16 protein-coding genes are annotated in these 16279 nt (G+C 71.8%); 6 read left to right on the top strand and 10 right to left on the bottom strand.

From position 1 onward, the window contains the following. Position 1 precedes the first annotated feature (1 nt). Complete coding sequence (locus ACFY3C_RS14065) at positions 2–1858, top strand: anthranilate synthase family protein (RefSeq protein WP_390770913.1); 1857 nt, start codon at positions 2–4, stop codon at positions 1856–1858. Between the two features lie 17 nt (positions 1859–1875). On the opposite strand, the gene ACFY3C_RS14060 is transcribed toward ACFY3C_RS14065, so the two are convergent. The 4 genes from ACFY3C_RS14060 to ACFY3C_RS14045 form a co-directional block, all read right to left on the bottom strand. Next, positions 1876–2904, bottom strand: coding sequence for a 6-phosphofructokinase (locus tag ACFY3C_RS14060; RefSeq protein WP_386574314.1), 1029 nt, complete (start codon positions 2902–2904; stop codon positions 1876–1878). 123 nt (positions 2905–3027) lie between these two features. After that, positions 3028–3705, bottom strand: coding sequence for a response regulator (locus ACFY3C_RS14055; protein WP_386574315.1), 678 nt, complete (start codon positions 3703–3705; stop codon positions 3028–3030). Further along, a complete protein-coding gene (gene macS, locus ACFY3C_RS14050) occupies positions 3702–4925 on the bottom strand; it encodes a MacS family sensor histidine kinase (RefSeq protein WP_390770912.1) in 1224 nt (407 codons plus the stop codon). The genes ACFY3C_RS14055 and macS overlap by 4 nt, the downstream gene beginning before the upstream one ends. Positions 4926–4952: 27 nt before the next feature. After that, positions 4953–5687 carry a lysophospholipid acyltransferase family protein gene (locus ACFY3C_RS14045; protein WP_390771139.1) on the bottom strand — a complete coding sequence of 245 codons (735 nt, stop codon included), beginning with the start codon at positions 5685–5687 and terminating at the stop codon, positions 4953–4955. Between the two features lie 162 nt (positions 5688–5849). Between ACFY3C_RS14045 and ACFY3C_RS14040 the strand changes: the two genes are divergently transcribed. From ACFY3C_RS14040 to ACFY3C_RS14025, 4 genes are all read left to right on the top strand, one after another. Beyond that, on the top strand, positions 5850–6629 hold the full coding sequence (locus tag ACFY3C_RS14040) for an alpha/beta hydrolase (RefSeq protein ID WP_390770911.1): 780 nt from the start codon (positions 5850–5852) through the stop codon (positions 6627–6629). After that, positions 6622–7185, top strand: a complete 564-nt coding sequence (locus tag ACFY3C_RS14035) for a hypothetical protein (protein ID WP_386574318.1) — start codon at positions 6622–6624, stop codon at positions 7183–7185. Before ACFY3C_RS14040 ends, ACFY3C_RS14035 begins: the two co-directional genes overlap by 8 nt. Before the next feature lie 212 nt (positions 7186–7397). Beyond that, complete coding sequence (locus ACFY3C_RS14030) at positions 7398–8021, top strand: RNA polymerase sigma factor (RefSeq protein WP_390770910.1); 624 nt, start codon at positions 7398–7400, stop codon at positions 8019–8021. Further along, a complete protein-coding gene (locus ACFY3C_RS14025) occupies positions 8014–9024 on the top strand; it encodes a CU044_5270 family protein (RefSeq protein WP_390770909.1) in 1011 nt (336 codons plus the stop codon). Before ACFY3C_RS14030 ends, ACFY3C_RS14025 begins: the two co-directional genes overlap by 8 nt. Here ACFY3C_RS14025 and ACFY3C_RS14020 read toward each other — a convergent pair whose 3' ends face one another. The 6 genes from ACFY3C_RS14020 to ACFY3C_RS13995 form a co-directional block, all read right to left on the bottom strand. After that, entirely contained in the window at positions 9025–9783 is a 759-nt protein-coding gene (locus tag ACFY3C_RS14020; RefSeq protein WP_390770908.1) for an endonuclease/exonuclease/phosphatase family protein, read from the bottom strand. 64 nt (positions 9784–9847) lie between these two features. Further along, complete coding sequence (locus ACFY3C_RS14015) at positions 9848–10801, bottom strand: ROK family glucokinase (protein ID WP_386574322.1); 954 nt, start codon at positions 10799–10801, stop codon at positions 9848–9850. 67 nt (positions 10802–10868) lie between these two features. Continuing rightward, complete coding sequence (locus ACFY3C_RS14010) at positions 10869–11399, bottom strand: DUF5304 domain-containing protein (protein ID WP_390770907.1); 531 nt, start codon at positions 11397–11399, stop codon at positions 10869–10871. Between the two features lie 57 nt (positions 11400–11456). Then, entirely contained in the window at positions 11457–12629 is a 1173-nt protein-coding gene (locus ACFY3C_RS14005; protein WP_386574324.1) for an ArsA family ATPase, read from the bottom strand. Between the two features lie 171 nt (positions 12630–12800). After that, positions 12801–13241: an SRPBCC family protein gene (locus tag ACFY3C_RS14000; protein WP_386574325.1), complete on the bottom strand. Its 441-nt coding sequence runs from the start codon at positions 13239–13241 to the stop codon at positions 12801–12803. A gap of 124 nt (positions 13242–13365) precedes the next feature. Continuing rightward, positions 13366–14163, bottom strand: a complete 798-nt coding sequence (locus tag ACFY3C_RS13995; protein WP_390770906.1) for a metallophosphoesterase — start codon at positions 14161–14163, stop codon at positions 13366–13368. 301 nt (positions 14164–14464) lie between these two features. Here ACFY3C_RS13995 and ACFY3C_RS13990 point away from each other — a divergent pair, with 301 nt between their 5' ends. After that, on the top strand, positions 14465–16261 hold the full coding sequence (locus ACFY3C_RS13990) for an AMP-dependent synthetase/ligase (protein ID WP_390770905.1): 1797 nt from the start codon (positions 14465–14467) through the stop codon (positions 16259–16261). Positions 16262–16279: the final 18 nt, after the last annotated feature.

Below are 16279 nucleotides of genomic sequence, written 5' to 3'. Positions count from 1 at the left end.
CATGGATCTCCAGAACCTCTTGCACGACCCCCGCCCCTTCGCCCTGCTGCGCCGTCGCACCCCGGGCCGCGACGAGCACACGGTGGAGGTGCTGCTCGGTCCCGTCTCCTCGCGGGACCGCCTCGCCGACCTGCCCGACGAGGGCCTCGCGCTGGTGCCGTTCCGGCAGATCCGCGAGCGCGGCTTCGACGTCCGCGACGACGGCACACCGCTGCTGGTGCTGACGCCCGAGGAGTCGTACGAGGTCCCGCTGGCCGAGGCCCTGCGGTCGCTGCCGGGCCACGACGTGCGGGTCGAGGGCGGGGGTTTCGACGTCGACGACGACGAGTACGGCGAGATCGTCGGGCGGGTGCTGCGCGAGGAGATCGGCCGGGGCGAGGGCGCGAACTTCGTCATCCGGCGGACGTACGAGGGTGAGATCCCCGGGTTCGGGCGGGCCGACGCGCTGACGCTGTTCCGGCGGCTGCTGGAGAGCGAGCGGGGCGCGTACTGGACGTTCGTCGTGCACACCGGGGACCGGACGCTGGTGGGTGCCAGTCCCGAGGTGCACGTGCGGATGTCCGGAGGCACGGTCGTGATGAACCCGATCAGCGGGACGTACCGGTATCCGGCCGAGGGGCCGACGGCCGAGCACCTGCTGGACTTCCTCGCCGACGGCAAGGAGATCGAGGAGCTGTCCATGGTCGTCGACGAGGAACTGAAGATGATGTGCACCGTCGGCGACATGGGCGGGGTGGTCGTCGGCCCGCGGCTGAAGGAGATGGCACACCTCGCGCACACCGAGTACGAGCTGCGCGGCAAGTCCTCCCTGGACGCGCGGGAGGTGCTGAAGGAGACCATGTTCGCGGCGACGGTCACCGGGTCGCCGGTGCAGAACGCGTGCCGGGTGATCGAACGGCATGAGGTCGGCGGGCGTGGCTACTACGCCGGTGCGCTGGCCCTCATCGGCCGGGACTCCGGGGGCGCTCAGACCCTCGACTCCCCCATCCTGATCCGCACCGCCGACATCTCGGCCGACGGCCGGCTGCGCGTCCCGGTCGGCGCGACGCTGGTGCGCGGCTCGGACCCGGCCGGCGAGGTGGCCGAGACACACGCGAAGGCGGCGGGCGTGCTGGCGGCCCTGGGGGTACGGCCGTCCCGGCCGCGCGATGAGCGGGAGCGGCCCCAGCTGGCCGACGACCCCCGGGTGCAGGCCGCGCTGGACGGGCGCCGCTCGTCGCTGGCGCCGTTCTGGCTGCGGATGCAGGAGCGGTCGGCGGCGCTGGAGGAGCATGCCCTGGTGGTCGACGGGGAGGACACCTTCACGGCGATGCTCGCGCATGTGCTGCGGTCGAGCGGGCTGGACGTCACCGTCCGGCGGTACGACGAGCCCGGGCTGCGGGAGGCCGTGCTCGCGCACGAGGGACCGGTCGTCCTCGGGCCCGGCCCGGGTGACCCCGGCGATCTGGACGACCCCAAGATGCGCTTCCTGCGTGCTTTGGCCGCCGAGGTGATCGGGGTGCACCGGCACGGTGTCCTCGGGGTCTGCCTGGGGCACGAGCTGATCGCGGCGGAGCTGGGGCTGGAGATCGTCCGGAAGGAGATCCCCTACCAGGGGGCGCAGACCACGATCGACCTGTTCGGGCGGGCGCAGACCGTCGGCTTCTACAACAGCTTCGTGGCGCACTGCGACGAGGAGGCGGCACGGGAGCTGGCCGCGCACGGGGTGGAGGTGAGCCGGGCGGAGAACGGGGAGGTGCATGCCGTACGGGGTCCGGGCTTCGCCGGGGTGCAGTTCCACCCGGAGTCGGTGCTGAGCCTGGACGGGGCCGCGGTCGTACGGGAGCTGATGGGTCAGCTGCGCCGCACGACCGTGTAGCCGTCCGGGGGCGGTCCTCAGCCGAAGAACACCCCGACCTCCTGGTACAGCTTCGGGTCCACGGTCTTCAGCTTGGCCGTGGCCTCGGCGATCGGAACGCGGACGATGTCGGTGCCGCGCAGGGCGACCATCTTGCCGAAGTCGCCCTCGCGGACGCAGTCGATGGCGTGCAGACCGAAGCGGGTGGCGAGCCAGCGGTCGAAGGCGCTCGGGGTGCCGCCGCGCTGGATGTGCCCGAGGACCGTGGTGCGGGCCTCCTTGCCGGTGCGCTTCTCGATCTCCTTGGCCAGCCACTCGCCGACACCGGAGAGGCGGACGTGCCCGAAGGAGTCGAGCGACCCGTCCTTGAGGACCATGTCGCCGTCCTTCGGCATGGCGCCCTCGGCGACGACGACGATCGGGGCGTACGAGGCCTTGAAGCGGGAGGTGATCCAGGCGCACACCTGGTCGAGGTCGAAGCGCTGTTCGGGGATGAGGATGACGTTGGCGCCACCGGCCAGGCCGGAGTGCAGGGCGATCCAGCCGGCGTGGCGGCCCATCACCTCGCAGACGAGGACCCGCATATGGGACTCGGCGGTGGTGTGCAGGCGGTCGATGGCCTCGGTGGCGATGTTGACGGCGGTGTCGAAGCCGAAGGTGTAGTCGGTGGCGGACAGGTCGTTGTCGATGGTCTTGGGCACGCCGACGCAGGGCACGCCGTACTCGTCGGACAGCCGCGCGGCGACGCCGAGGGTGTCCTCGCCGCCGATCGCGACGAGCGCCTCGACCTCCAGCTTGGCCAGGTTCTCCTTGATCCGGCGGATGCCGTGCTCCTGCTTGAGGGGGTTGGTGCGCGAGGAGCCGAGGATGGTGCCGCCGCGGGGCAGGATGCCGCGCACGGCGGGGATGTCGAGGCGGACGGTGTCGCCTTCGAGGGGTCCGCGCCAGCCGTCCCGGAAGCCGACGAAGTCGTATCCGTATTCCTGAACGCCCTTGCGGACGATGCCCCGGATGACGGCGTTGAGCCCGGGGCAGTCGCCGCCTCCGGTCAGTACTCCGACCCGCATGGAAATGTCCCTTCGCCGCGGTTGCCTGACGCCCAGTCACGGTAATGGTGATGCGCGTCACACAGCGAGAGGCGGGAAGGGTGATTCCGGTGAATTGTCAGGAGGCGGCTTGACCAGGCGGTTTCACGCGTCGTCGAGCCCGCGCTCGATCGCGTACCGCACCAACTCCACCCTGTTGTGCAGCTGGAGCTTGCCGAGGGTGTTCTGGACGTGGTTCTGGACCGTGCGGTGGGAGATGACGAGGCGTTCGGCGATCTGCTTGTAGCTCAGGCCCTTGGCGACCAGCCGCAGCACCTCGGTCTCCCGCTCGGTCAGCCGGGGCGCCCCCGGCTCGTCGGCGTCCGGGGCGGGCGCGGGCTCGGAGGCCAGGCGCCGGTACTCGCCGAGGACCAGTCCGGCCAGGCCCGGCGTGAACACCGGGTCGCCGACGGCGGTACGGCGCACCGCGTCCAGGAGTTCCTCGGTGGAGGCCGACTTGAGCAGGTAGCCGGTCGCCCCGGACTTCACGGCCTCCAGCACGTCGGCGTGCTCGCCGCTCGCGGACAGGACCAGGACGCGCAGGGCGGGGTTGTGGCCGACCAGTTCCTTGCACACCTGGACGCCGGGCTTGGCGGGCAGGTTGAGGTCCAGCACGAGGACGTCGGGTGCGGCGGCCTTGGCGCGGCGGACCGCCTGCTCGCCGTCGCCTGCGGTGGCGACCACCTCGAAGCCGGACTCGCTCAGGTCCCGGGCGACGGCGTCGCGCCACATGGGGTGGTCGTCGACCACCATCACCTTGATCGGGTCCTGCTGCTCGCTCATCGCTTCTCCGCCTTGTCCCGTGAGACCTTCGGTACCGTCAGTTCGACCTCCGTGCCCTGCCCGGGGACGGAGATCAGCTCGGCGCTGCCGCCGAGGTCGCGCAGCCGGCCCCGGATCGACTGGGCCACGCCGAGCCGGCCCTCGCCCTCGGCCTGGGCGAGCCGGCCCTCGGGGATGCCGGGGCCGTCGTCCCGTACGGTGACGACGATCTCGTCGGGCTCGTCCTCGACGAGGATCCAGGCCCGGGCCTCGGCACCGGCGTGCCGGCGCACGTTGTCCAGGGCGGCCCCGACCGCGGCGGCCAGCTCCCGCGCCGCCGGTCGCGGCAGCGGCACCGGAGCACCGGGCTCGGCGAGGCCGACCCGGGCGCCGGCGTAGGGGGCGAGCAGGGTGCGCAGGTCGACGGGGCCGTCGGCCGGCTCGTCATCGGGCTCCTCGACCGCGCGGACGACGGCTCCGGCGGCCATGTCCTCGGACACCCGGGAGACCGGCAGCAGCCCGCCGGAGACCAGCGTGCGCAGCGCCACCTCCTGCTCGCCCGCGAGGCGCCCCAGTTCGGCCGCCTCGCCGCCGATGACCGCGCCGCGCCGCTGCACCATCGCCAGCACCTGGAGCACGCTGTCGTGGATGTCCCGGGCCAGCCGCTCCCGTTCCCGGGTCGCGGCCTCGATCTCCAGGGCGCGGGCGAGGGTGCGCTCGGAGGCGCGGGCGACCTCCACGACGTAGCCGATGGCGATGGAGGCCACCCAGACCAGGATCACGTTGTGCACGGTGTCCCGGGCCGGGGTACCGCGCTCGACCAGGTTGACGACGGCGACGGCGGTGGAGGCCACGGCGGCCCAGCGCCAGCCGCCCTTGACGGCGAAGGCCAGCACCGAGCCGGCCGTCCATATCGACGGCAGCGTCGGGCCGCCGCTCGCGATCCGCTCGTGGCTGTCGGCGAGCGGGGTGAGCATGATGCCGCCGAGGGCGATGGCCAGGTCGACGGCCAGGAAGCGTTTGGTGCAGCTCGCCGCGTTCGCCACCTTGGGCAGGGTGGCCAGGGTCCAGCCGACCAGGACCGCGTAGTAGGAGACGGCGACCCAGGGGCGTACGAACTGGTCGTACGCCGTGGCGCACAGCCCGATGGCGTACAGCATGGTCAGCACCCGGTAGCCGGCCAGCGCACGCCACAGCGGCAGCTCGACCGACATCCGCATGACCCGCTCGCGCTTCGCCATGACCCCCGCTCCCCCCGGCTTCCCCCGCTAGCCCTCGGCCTGCTTCTTCTCCGCCTCCTTGGCGGCCTTCTCCGCTTCCTTGGCCGCCTTCGCCGCGTCCGCGATCTGCCGCTTGGCGGCGGTCGCGTACATGTCGACGTACTCCTGGCCGGAGAGCTTCATGATCTCGTACATGACCTCGTCGGTCACCGCGCGCAACACGAAGCGGTCGTGCTCCATGCCCTGGTAGCGGCTGAAGTCCAGCGGCTTGCCGATGCGGATGCCCGGTCGCATCAGCTTCGGCATCACCTTGCCGGGCGGCTGGATCTTCTCGGTGTCGATCATCGCGACGGGGATGACCGGCGCGCCGGTGGCGAGCGCCACGCGCGCGAGGCCGCCGGGCTTGCCCCGGTACAGCCGGCCGTCGGGCGAGCGGGTGCCCTCCGGGTAGATGCCGAACAGCTCACCGCGCTCCAGCACCTCTATTCCGCTCCTGATCGCGGCCTCGCCGGCGCCGCGCGCCCCGGAGCGGTCCACCGGGAGCTGTCCGACGCCCTTGAAGAAGGCGGCCGTGAGGCGGCCCTTCACGCCCGGGGTGGTGAAGTACTCGGCCTTCGCGATGAAGGTGACCTTGCGGTCGAGGATCGCGGGCAGGAAGAACGAGTCCGAGAAGGACAGGTGATTGCTCGCCAGAATTGCGGCGCCTTCGGCCGGAATGTTCTCCAGGCCCTCCACCCAGGGTCTGAAGGCGACCTTCAGCGGCCCTCCGATGGCGACCTTCATCGTGCCGTACAACACCCGCGTGCCTCCTGTTTCCGTCGATCAGACCTTAACCCGGACCGCCGCCGATGACCCCGACGACCCTGGTCGGTGTCAGTGCGGTCGCGTACGGTGAAGCACATCCGCCAGTTCTTCATGCCGTTCTCAGGAACAGGAGCCCGAAAGGTGCCGGTTCTCCCCGGAGCCGAGCCGTACCGCCACGAGGGCGGGGAGGTGGGTGTTCTCCTCTGCCACAGCTTCACCGGCTCGCCCCAGTCGCTGCGCCCCTGGGCGGAGCAGCACGCCGCGCACGGCCTGACCGTGTCGCTGCCGCTGCTGCCCGGGCACGGCACCCGCTGGGAGGACCTTCAGGTCACGGGCTGGGAGGACTGGTACGCGGAGGTGGACCGCGAGCTGCGGGTGCTCGCCGAGCGGTGCTCCCGGGTGTTCGTGGCGGGCCTGTCGATGGGCGGGGCGCTGGCGCTGCGGCTGGCGGCCCTGGGCGGCGAGCGGGTCGCCGGGGTGGTCGTCGTCAACCCGGCGAACCGGGTGCACGGCCTGTCGGCGTACGTCCTTCCGGTGGCCCGGCACCTGGTGCGGACGACGAAGGGCATCGCCAGCGACATCGCCAAGGGCGGCCCGGCGCTGCTCGGTTACGACCGGGTGCCGCTGCACCCGGCGCACTCCCTGCGGGCGTTCCTGCGCCGGCTGGACGGCGAGCTGCCCCAGGTGACCCAGCCGTTGCTGCTGCTGCGCAGCGCCCAGGACCATGTGGTCCCGGCGGCGGACTCGGCCCGGGTGCTGAGCCGGGTGTCCTCCGTGGACGTAACGGAGATCGTGCTGGAACAGAGTTACCACGTGGCGACGTTGGACCACGATGCGGACCGGATCTTCGAGGAGAGCCTCGCCTTCATCGGCCGGCTCGCACCCAGTGTCGGCAAGGAAGGGACGGCCGCAGTTGGCTGAGCACGACTCCGACCGCGAGGACCGCGAGCCGGACGAGAAGGGCGTGCCCTTCGACGAGGACGCCGCCTGGCAGGCGATCGTCGCAGGGTACGGCCAGGAGCCACCGGACCCTCCGGGTTCCAGGCCCTTCAGGCCGGTGGAGGATCTCGCGCTGCCCGAACCCGAGCCCCAGGGCGAGGGCACGGCCGGCTCCGAGGAGCCGCGGCCCGCGAAGCCGCTCGGCAGCTCGATCTCGTTCGCGCCCGGCGTGGGCCCGCGTGACTACACCACCCCGGAACCGTCCGAGGACGACTTCGACGAGGACGACGAGGGCCACTTCGTACCGCCCGAGCCGCCGCCGCTGCCCACCGCCGACACGACCGCGAGGTTCGCCTGGCTCGGGGTGGTCGGCGGCCCGGTCCTGCTCCTGGTGGCCGTGCTGCTCGGCTGGGAGATGACCTGGTGGCTGACGACCCTCGGGATCGGCGGGTTCCTGGGCGGGTTCGCCACGCTGGTGATGCGGATGAAGACGGACGACGACGAGGACGACGAACCGGGACACGGCGCGGTCGTCTGACAGACCGGCTGAGGGCCCGTCCGGAGACAATCCGGACGGGCCCTCACGCATCTCCGTACGGTGGGCCGCCCGCGCCGGACCCGGTGCGCAGTCCGGCTCGCACGGCCGGTGCGCCGAAAAGGGAACCCGATTCCGCCGACCGGCGAAGGAGAGATGAACAACCCGAACAAGCCCAAGCCTTCGAGGCGTTCAGACGAACGAAAGGAGCCCCGATGACCGTCGGACCACCGGGCGTCGGCACCCGCGGCAAGGATCGCGAGGAGAGTGATGCCCGCGTGATCGCGCGGTCCCGGGACGAGCCCGAGCTGTTCGCCGCGCTCTACGACCGGTACGCCGACGCCGTGCACCGTTACGCGGCCCAGCGGCTCGGTCCCGAGGCGGCGGAGGATCTGATGGCGGAGACCTTCATCACCGCCTTCCAGCGGCGTCACACCTACGACCCCGGGCGGGACGACGCCCGCCCATGGTTGTTCGGCATCGCGACGAACCTCATCGGTCGGCACCGCCGGACCGAGGCGCGCCGGTTCAAGGCGCTCGCGCGGCTGCCGGAGCCGGTGGAGCACGAGGAGCCGGTCGCGGACCGGGCGGTTTCCAGGGCCGGTGCCACGGGGGTGCGCCGGGAACTGGCAGCCGCGCTGGCCGGGCTGTCAGCCCGGCACCGCGACGTGGTGCTGCTGGTGGCCTGGGCCGGCCTCGACTACGAGGAGGCGGCCCAGGCCCTCGGCGTGCCGGTCGGCACGGTCAGATCCCGGCTGCACCGGGCTCGCAGCAGATTGCGCGAAGCACTGGGCGGATCCGATCCGACGGCATTCCGAGAGGCAGACGCCCATGCATGACATCGACGAACTGCGCGAAGTGAGCGACCACGCCCCGGGGACTCCCCCGCTCGACGACGCCACCCGGCACCGGGTACGGGCACGGCTGGTCGCCGCGATGGACCGGCCCGCTCCGGTCGTACGGCCGCGGCGCCCCGTCCTGCGCATCGCCCTGACCGGCGCGCTCGCCGCAGCGGTCGCCGCCGGGGTCCTGGTCGTCGTACGGGACGATGACGGCGCGAACCGGGAGCGGACGGCGAACCCGCCGGCGTCGAGTGCGCCCGCCATGCGGAACGTGAGCGCGCAGATGGTGCTGAACGGGGCCGCCGCCTACGAGCGCAAGCACGAGCGGACGGTCACCCCGCGCGACGACCAGTTCATCTACACCAAGGAGATCATCAAGGAGACCAACCAGAAGACCGGCGGGACGAAGAGCTACGTCGCCGAGAACTGGCGCTCGGTGGACGGCTCGAAGCCGTCCTGGATCATGGAGATCGGCAAGGGGTGGTGGTCGCCGCCGCTCAAGAAGAACGAGAGCGTCTGGCCGCCGCAGGACTGGGGAACGCTGCGGAAGCTGCCGACCGATCCGAAGAAGTTGATCCTCGAGGTCGGCCGCGACATGGGCATGCCCGGAAAGACCGACTCGCTGGACGACATCACCGACGAGCAGTGGCCGCAGATCCAAGTCGGCCTCGCGGGGCTGCTCAAGCTGGTCCCGGTGATGCCGCAGGGGCTGCGCCCGGCGGCCTACGAGGCGCTCGGCATGGTGCCCGGGGTGAAGGCGGTGCCGAACCAGCAGGACGCGAAGGGACGCACCGGCGTGGCCATCATGTACGACGACCCAACGGTCCCGGAGGGGGTCGCGAGCTACGGCAGCTACTTCATCTTCGACCCGGAGACGTACGCCTTCCTCGGCTTCCGTGACGAGCGCACCTCGGGCCACGGCCCGGCCATGAAGAAGTACACCCAGCGCTCCTACCTCGACAGCTGGGCCGTTGTCGGCAAGGCGAAGCAGCGGCCGTAGCTACGCCGTGGCGGGCACCCTGAGGGCGGCGAGGACCGGAAGGTGGTCCGTGGCCGCCCTCAGGTCCGTCTCCGTGATCCCCGGCTGCTCCAGCGGCACGCCGCAGCCGAGCACCTCGATGCCCTTCGTGGCGAACACGGCGTCGATGCGCTGGTGGGGGTCGGCGGGGGTCGAGGTGAACTCGCCGCCCCAGGGGGCGGTGGTCCGGCAGTCCTGGAGGCGGTCGGAGAGGAGGCGGAAGGTGGGGCCGTCGGGGCGTTCGTTGAGATCGCCGCCCGCGACGGCGTGCTCCACGCCCAGGCCCGCGAGGCGGTCGAGGAGCATGCCGGCCTGGTCGTAGCGCTCGTCCTGCTGCAGGCTGAGGTGGCAGCTGATCACTCCGAGACGGGCCGCGCCGAAGCGGACCACCGCCGTGGCGAGGCCGCGGCGGTGCAGGCCGGGGGTGAGCGGGAGGAGTACGTCCTGCGTGCGCTCGACGGTGGCTCTCAGGTTGCACAGGATCGCCGGTCCCGCTGCCGTCGCTCCTCCGGTGAGGATGACCTGGCCGGAGGCCGCCGCGAGCCGGGCCAGCTTCTTGCGCCAGCGGAAGAAGCGGGGGGCTTCCTGGACGAGGACCAGGTCGGGGGCGCAGGCGGTGATGACCCTGGCCAGGGCTTCGGTGTCGTCGCGCATCGAGCGGATGTTGTAGCTGAGCACCCGGATGACCGCGGAACCATCGGGCTCTGTACGGGAGTTGGGAAGCAGCATGACGATCAACATACGACGGTGCCCGCCGTCCCGGGACCGGACGCGGCGGGCATCGTCGTGGTAGGGCCAGGGCTCGCTACATGATCGGGTCGGGCTCGCGGGCCAGGTCCGCCGCGCCCACCAGGCCCGCCTTGTTGCCCAGCTGAGCCGCGATCACGTCGGCGACCGGGCGCCAGTTGCCGCCGACCAGCCAGCGCTTGTAGGACTTGCGGATCGGGTCGAGGACCAGCTCGCCCTCCTCGGAGAGGCCGCCGCCGACGATGAACGCGGACGGGTCGAAGAGGGAGGCCAGGTCGGCGAGGCCGGCACCGGCCCAGCGGGCCAGCTCGCGGTAGGAGTCGACGGCGACCGGGTCGCCCTGGCGGGCGGCCATGGAGATGTGCTTGCCCTCGATGCCGTCCGGGGTGCCGTCACCGAGGCCGAGCAGGATCTCGGCGTTCTCGGGGGTGGCGTTGGCGCGCTGCTTGGCGTAGCGGACCAGGGCGCGGCCGGAGGCGTACTGCTCCCAGCAGCCCTGGCTGCCGCAGCCGCACAGCAGGCCGTCCGGGACCATGCGGATGTGGCCGAACTCGGCGGCCACGCCGAAGTGGCCGCGGCGCAGCTTGTTGCCGATGATGATGCCGCCGCCGAGGCCGGTGCCGAGCGTGATGCAGATGACGTTGCGGTGGCCCTTGCCGGCGCCGAACTTGTACTCGCCCCAGGCGGCGGCGTTGGCGTCGTTCTCGACCACGACCGGGAGGCCGGTGCGGGCCTCGACCTTCTCCTTCAGCGGCTCGTTGCGCCAGTCGATGTTGGGCGCGAAGTACACCGTGGAGCGCTGCCGGTTGACGTAACCGGCCGCACCGATGCCCACGCCGACGATCTCGTGCCCGGCGCGCGCGCCCTCGACGGCGGAGGCGATGGCGTCCACGATCGCCTCGGGCGTGCCCGGGGTCGGCACCTTGTGGGTCGAGAGGATGTTGCCTTCCTCATCGACCACGCCGGCCGCGATCTTCGTGCCGCCGATGTCGACGCCGATGGTGAGTCCCATGAATCCCTCAGTTTCGGTCGAGCCCCGCTACGGCCAACCGTACCCGAGGCCCTGCCCCGGGAGGGCTTCAGTCCAGGTCGATGCGTTCCCCCGGGCCGGTGCCCTCGCCCCCGTCGCGGCGGTCGGACCGGTCGTCCTTGAGGTCGGCGGCGCCGGTGGTCCAGCGGTGCTCCTGGGCCTGGACCGCGGAGCGGTAGGCGGCCAGCAGTTCGTTGCCGGCCGCGGCGAGGTGGTCGAAGACGTCCGGGTTGCGCTCGATGACCGGCTCGACGGCGGCCTTCGCCTGCTGGACGACCTGGCGCACCACCTGCTGAGCCGCCGGTCCGGCGACGGCGCCGAGCAGCGGGGACTGGAGACCGGACAGCTTGTCGGCCACCGTGTCCACGAGTCTGCGCAGTTCCTCGGCGGCGGAGCCCGGGGGCGGGCCCTGCTCGGCGCGGCGGCGGGCCTTCTCGGCGGCGAGGTCCTCGGCGCAGGCCGTGGCCCAGGCGTCGCCGTCGGTCGCCCTTCCCCAGGCTTCCGACTGCGCTCCGGCAGGGGGGACCCCCACCCCGTGGACCTCTTCGGCCGGATCGGGTGCGGGACGCTCTTCGCTCATGGCGGACTCCTGACTACGGTTCGCCCCTACGACGTTACCCGAACGGGCGTACGCGGTTCACCGTCCGGCGGCGGGCCACAGGGCGGGATCGGGGGTGAAGCGGATGCGCAGCTCACCCTCGCGCAGGGCGGCCCCGGCAACGGTGCAGCGGCGCAGGGCGGAGGGAAGCGGAACGATCCGCCGGAAGGGGCCCGCGGTGATCACCAGTTCGTCGCCGCGCCGGATCAGGTCCAGCTCGTCCCGTATCGCGCCGGGCAGCGGGATGTGCCAGACGAGCACGCCGTCCTCGGCGAGGCAGTCGACGACGGGCCACTCGACCGGGGTGGGCACGGGGTTGACGCCGGGCACGGCGAGGGCGTCCAGGTCGTCGGTGCCGTGCGGGTCCCGGCCGAGGTGGGGGACGGTGTGGAGGTCGTACGGCTCGGCCCACTCGGCCAGGGCCTTGCGCTGCTGGGCGAGGAGGCCGGCTAGCCAGGTGTCGGGGGCGGTCTCGGGCAGGACGCGGTTGGCGATCAGGGCCTCGGTGCGCAGGCCGCGCAGGGCGAGGCCGAGGGTCGCGGTGTGTACGGCGTCGGCGCCGGCGGGGCCGGGTTCGGCGACCAGGCGTACGGCGGTGCGCCGGTCGGTGAGGACCGCCTCGACGGCGGCCAGCTCGACGTCCCAGCGGGCCGCCGTCTCGTACAGCCACTCGGCGGGCATGGGAACGCCGGCCAGCCGGCCGAGGACGGGACGCAGGGCGCGGGCCGCCTGCCGCTCGGGCGGGAGCAGGCGGCGCAGGTAGCGGCGCAGTTCCTCGGGCAGGGCGAGCAGGGGGAGGGCCTGCGGGAGGGGCGGGAGGTCGACGACGAGGAGGTCGTAGCGCTCGGAGAGGGCGGCGTCCCTGAGGGCGCGCAGGAAGGACAGCTCCTCGGCGCCGGGCAGCGGGGTGACCTCCTCGCCGTCCAGCCGGGCGGCGCCGAGGAGGTCCAGGACGTTCGCGGCGCGGGTCTGGAAGGCGGTGAGGTCCTGCCGGAAGCGGTCGACCGCGTCGGGCCTCCACACGGTGAGGAGCGGGGCGGCTTCGGTCGGGGTCGGTCCTGTTCCTGTGCCCAGTGCGACGCCCGGGGTGTCGGTGCGATCGGCGCTGAGGAGGAGCGTGCGGGTGCCTTCGCGTGCGGCACGCTGTGCGGTGGCGGCAGCGATGGTCGTGCGACCGCTGCCGCCCGGGCCCATGATCAGGATGGTGCGCATGAGGGTGAACGGTAACGGAGGGCAGGGGGCGGCGGTGTCGGGGTGGCACCCGGTGCTGCGGCCGGGCCGGGGGTAGGTCGCGCCGCCCGGCGCTGACGTTCGCCGCCCGCGCCCACCCGTGCCGCTCCGCATCTCAGCCGAACGAACGGGCGGGTCGGTGGGTGGGCGAATTCAGTCGGTCGACTCGACCCGCTTCTTCAGGCCCGCCAGAGCGCGGTCGATGATGACCTTCTCCGCCTTGCGCTTGATCATCCCGAGCATGGGGATCTTGACGTCGACGGTGAGCTGGTAGGTGACCTCGGTGGAGCCCGCGCCGGCCGGCTTGAGGATGTAGGAGCCGTCCAGGGAGCGCAGCATCTGGGACTTGACCAGGGTCCAGGAGACCTCGTTCTGGCCGGTCCAGGTGTAGCCCAGGGTCTGGTCGTCCTTGATGGCCCCGGCGTCCATGACGAGGCGGACCTGCTCGGCGCGGCCCTGGTCGTCGGTCTTGAGGACCTCCGCCTCCTTCACCTCGCCGGTCCAGTCCGGGTAGCGGGCGAAGTCGGCGATCACCGCCATGACGTCGGCCGGAGCCGCCTCGATCGTGATGCTCGAACTGGTGTGTTCCGCCATCGCCGTGGCTCCTCCAGATACAGACCTAAGAGTGTGCAGCGTGAAGGCTACCGCGCCGCCGACCTGGAGCCTTCACCCCGTCCTTCACTCCGTCGCCCTGCCGTCGCGCCCCACCCACGGCGCTTCACCATTCCAGCGCCCACGGCCTGCCCGTCCCCGCGAAGTGCCCCACGTTCACACACTCCGTCGCCCCTATCCGCATCCGGCGCACCAGTGGCTGATGGACGTGGCCGAAGAGGGAGTAGCGCGGGCGGGTGCGGCGGATCGCGTCCAGGAGCGCCCGGCTGCCGCGCTCGAAGCGGCGCGCGACCGTGTCGTAGACCAGCTCCGGAACCTCCGGCGGGATGTGCGTGCACAGCACGTCCACCTCGCCGATCGCCTCGATCTTCGCCGCGTACTCCTCGTCGTCGATCTCGTACGGCGTCCGCATCGGGGTGCGCAGCCCGCCGCCCACGAAGCCGAACGTCCGGCCGCCGATCTCCACCCGCTCACCGTCCAGCACCGTGGTGCCCGAGCCCGCGTACTCGCTCCACAAAGGCGGCATGTCGACATTGCCGTAGGTGGCGTACGTCGGAGTCGGGAACGCGGCGAACAGCTCGGCGTACTGCTTGCGCACCGCCTTCTCGATGGCGGCGGCCCGGTCGGAGCCGATCCCGGCCCACAGCCGGGCCCCGAAGGCACGCGCCTCCTCGAAGCGCCGCGCGGTGCGCAGCTCGACGATGCGGTCGGCGTTCTCCTTGCCGAACAGGTCGGGGAAGATCCCGCGCGAGTGGTCGGCGTAGTCGAGGAAGAGGACCAGGTCGCCGAGGCAGATCAGGGCGTCCGCACCATCTCCGGCCCGGGCCAGGTCACGGGCGTTGCCGTGCACGTCGCTGACCACATGGACGCGTGTCCTTCGGTTGCCGGAGCGTGTGGGTGCCATGACGATCAAGCGTAGGCGTGTGGGATGTGCGTGAACAGTGGCGACCCCGCCCGGGGTTACTCGCCGGTCGCTTGAGCCGTGGACTACTGTGCGCGAAGGAACGCCATCCCGTGTGACGCAGCGAACATCTCGCCGGGACCCCCTGTCGTAGAAGCCATACCGGCGGGTAACGTCCGGGCAGTCCAGTCGTGCTCAGGGTTTCAACCAACTGGTTGGCACCTGGAGTACCCGCCCGAGCCTTGGACCGCACCGTCGCATCACACAGTGTCGTGGCGCCGGCGCCCTATGAGGAGCAGCAGTCTTGCGCGAGTTCAGCCTTCCGGCTTTGTACGAGGTCCCTGCGGACGGCAATCTGACCGACATCGTCCGCAGAAACGCCGCGCAGCATCCCGACGTCGCCGTCATCGCCCGCAAGGTGGGCGGCGCCTGGCAGGACGTGACGGCCACGGAGTTCCTGGCCGAGGTGCACGCCGCCGCCAAGGGGCTCATCGCCTCCGGTGTGCAGCCGGGCGACCGGGTCGGCCTGATGTCCAGGACGCGGTACGAGTGGACGCTGCTCGACTTCGCGATCTGGAGCGCGGGCGCGGTCACCGTGCCGGTGTACGAGACCAGCTCGCCGGAGCAGGTGCAGTGGATCCTCTCCGACTCGGGCGCGACCGCCTGCATCGTGGAGCTGGACGGCCACGCGGCCGCCGTCGACTCGGTGCGCGACACCCTGCCCCACCTCAAGCACGTCTGGCAGATCGAGGCCGGCGGCCTGGAGGAGCTGGGCCGGCTCGGGCAGGGCGTCTCCGACGCGACCGTGGAGGAGCGCAGCTCGCTCGCCAAGGCCGACGACCCGGCGACCATCGTCTACACGAGCGGTACGACCGGGCGGCCCAAGGGCTGTGTCCTCACCCACCGCAGCTTCTTCGCCGAGTGCGGCAACATCGTGGAGCGACTGCGTCCGCTGTTCCGCACCGGTGAGTGCTCGGTCCTCCTCTTCCTCCCGCTCGCGCACGTCTTCGGGCGGCTGGTGCAGATCGCGCCGATGATGGCGCCGATCAAGCTGGGCTGCGTCCCCGACATCAAGCACCTCACCGACGAGCTGGCCGCCTTCCGGCCGACGCTGATCCTCGGTGTCCCGCGCGTGTTCGAGAAGGTGTACAACTCCGCGCGCGCCAAGGCGCAGGCGGACGGCAAGGGCGCGATCTTCGACAAGGCAGCGGACACCGCGATCGCCTACAGCAAGGCGCAGGACACCCCGTCGGGCCCGTCCATCGGCCTGAAGATCAAGCACAAGGTCTTCGACAGGCTGGTCTACAGCAAGCTGCGCGCGGTCCTCGGCGGCCGGGGCGAGTACGCGATCTCCGGCGGTGCCCCGCTGGGCGAGCGGCTCGGTCACTTCTTCCGCGGCATCGGCTTCACGGTGCTGGAGGGCTACGGCCTGACCGAGTCCTGCGCGGCGACCGCGTTCAACCCCTGGGACCGGCAGAAGATCGGCACGGTCGGCCAGCCGCTGCCCGGCTCGGTGATCCGGATAGCGGACGACGGCGAGGTGCTGCTGCACGGCGAGCACCTGTTCAAGGAGTACTGGAACAACCCGGGCGCGACCGCGGAGGCGCTCGCCGACGGCTGGTTCCACACCGGTGACATCGGCACCCTCGACGAGGACGGCTACCTCAGGATCACCGGCCGCAAGAAGGAGATCATCGTCACCGCGGGCGGCAAGAACGTGGCCCCGGCCGTGATCGAGGACCGCATCCGCGCCCACGCGCTGGTCGCGGAGTGCATGGTGGTGGGCGACGGGCGGCCGTTCGTGGGCGCGCTGGTCACCGTCGACGACGAGTTCCTGGGCCGTTGGGCGGCCGAGCACGGCAAGCCGGCGGGCTCCACCGCGGCGTCGCTGCGCGAGGACCCGGATCTGCTGGAGGCGATCCAGGCGGCGGTCGACGACGGCAACGCCGCGGTGTCGAAGGCGGAATCGGTGCGGAAGTTCCGCATTCTGTCCTCCCAGTTCACGGAGGAGTCGGGCCACCTCACCCCGTCGCTGAAGCTCAAGCGGAACGTGGTGGCGAAGGACTACGCGGACGAGATCGAGGCGATCTACGCGAAGTAGTACGCCTGCTGAAGACGC

It is taken from the genome of Streptomyces sp. NPDC001410 (assembly GCF_042895235.1).
GTDB lineage: Bacteria > Actinomycetota > Actinomycetes > Streptomycetales > Streptomycetaceae > Streptomyces.
The sequence above is the reverse complement of the archived record's forward strand: the minus strand, read 5'-3'. Positions and strand labels throughout refer to the sequence as shown.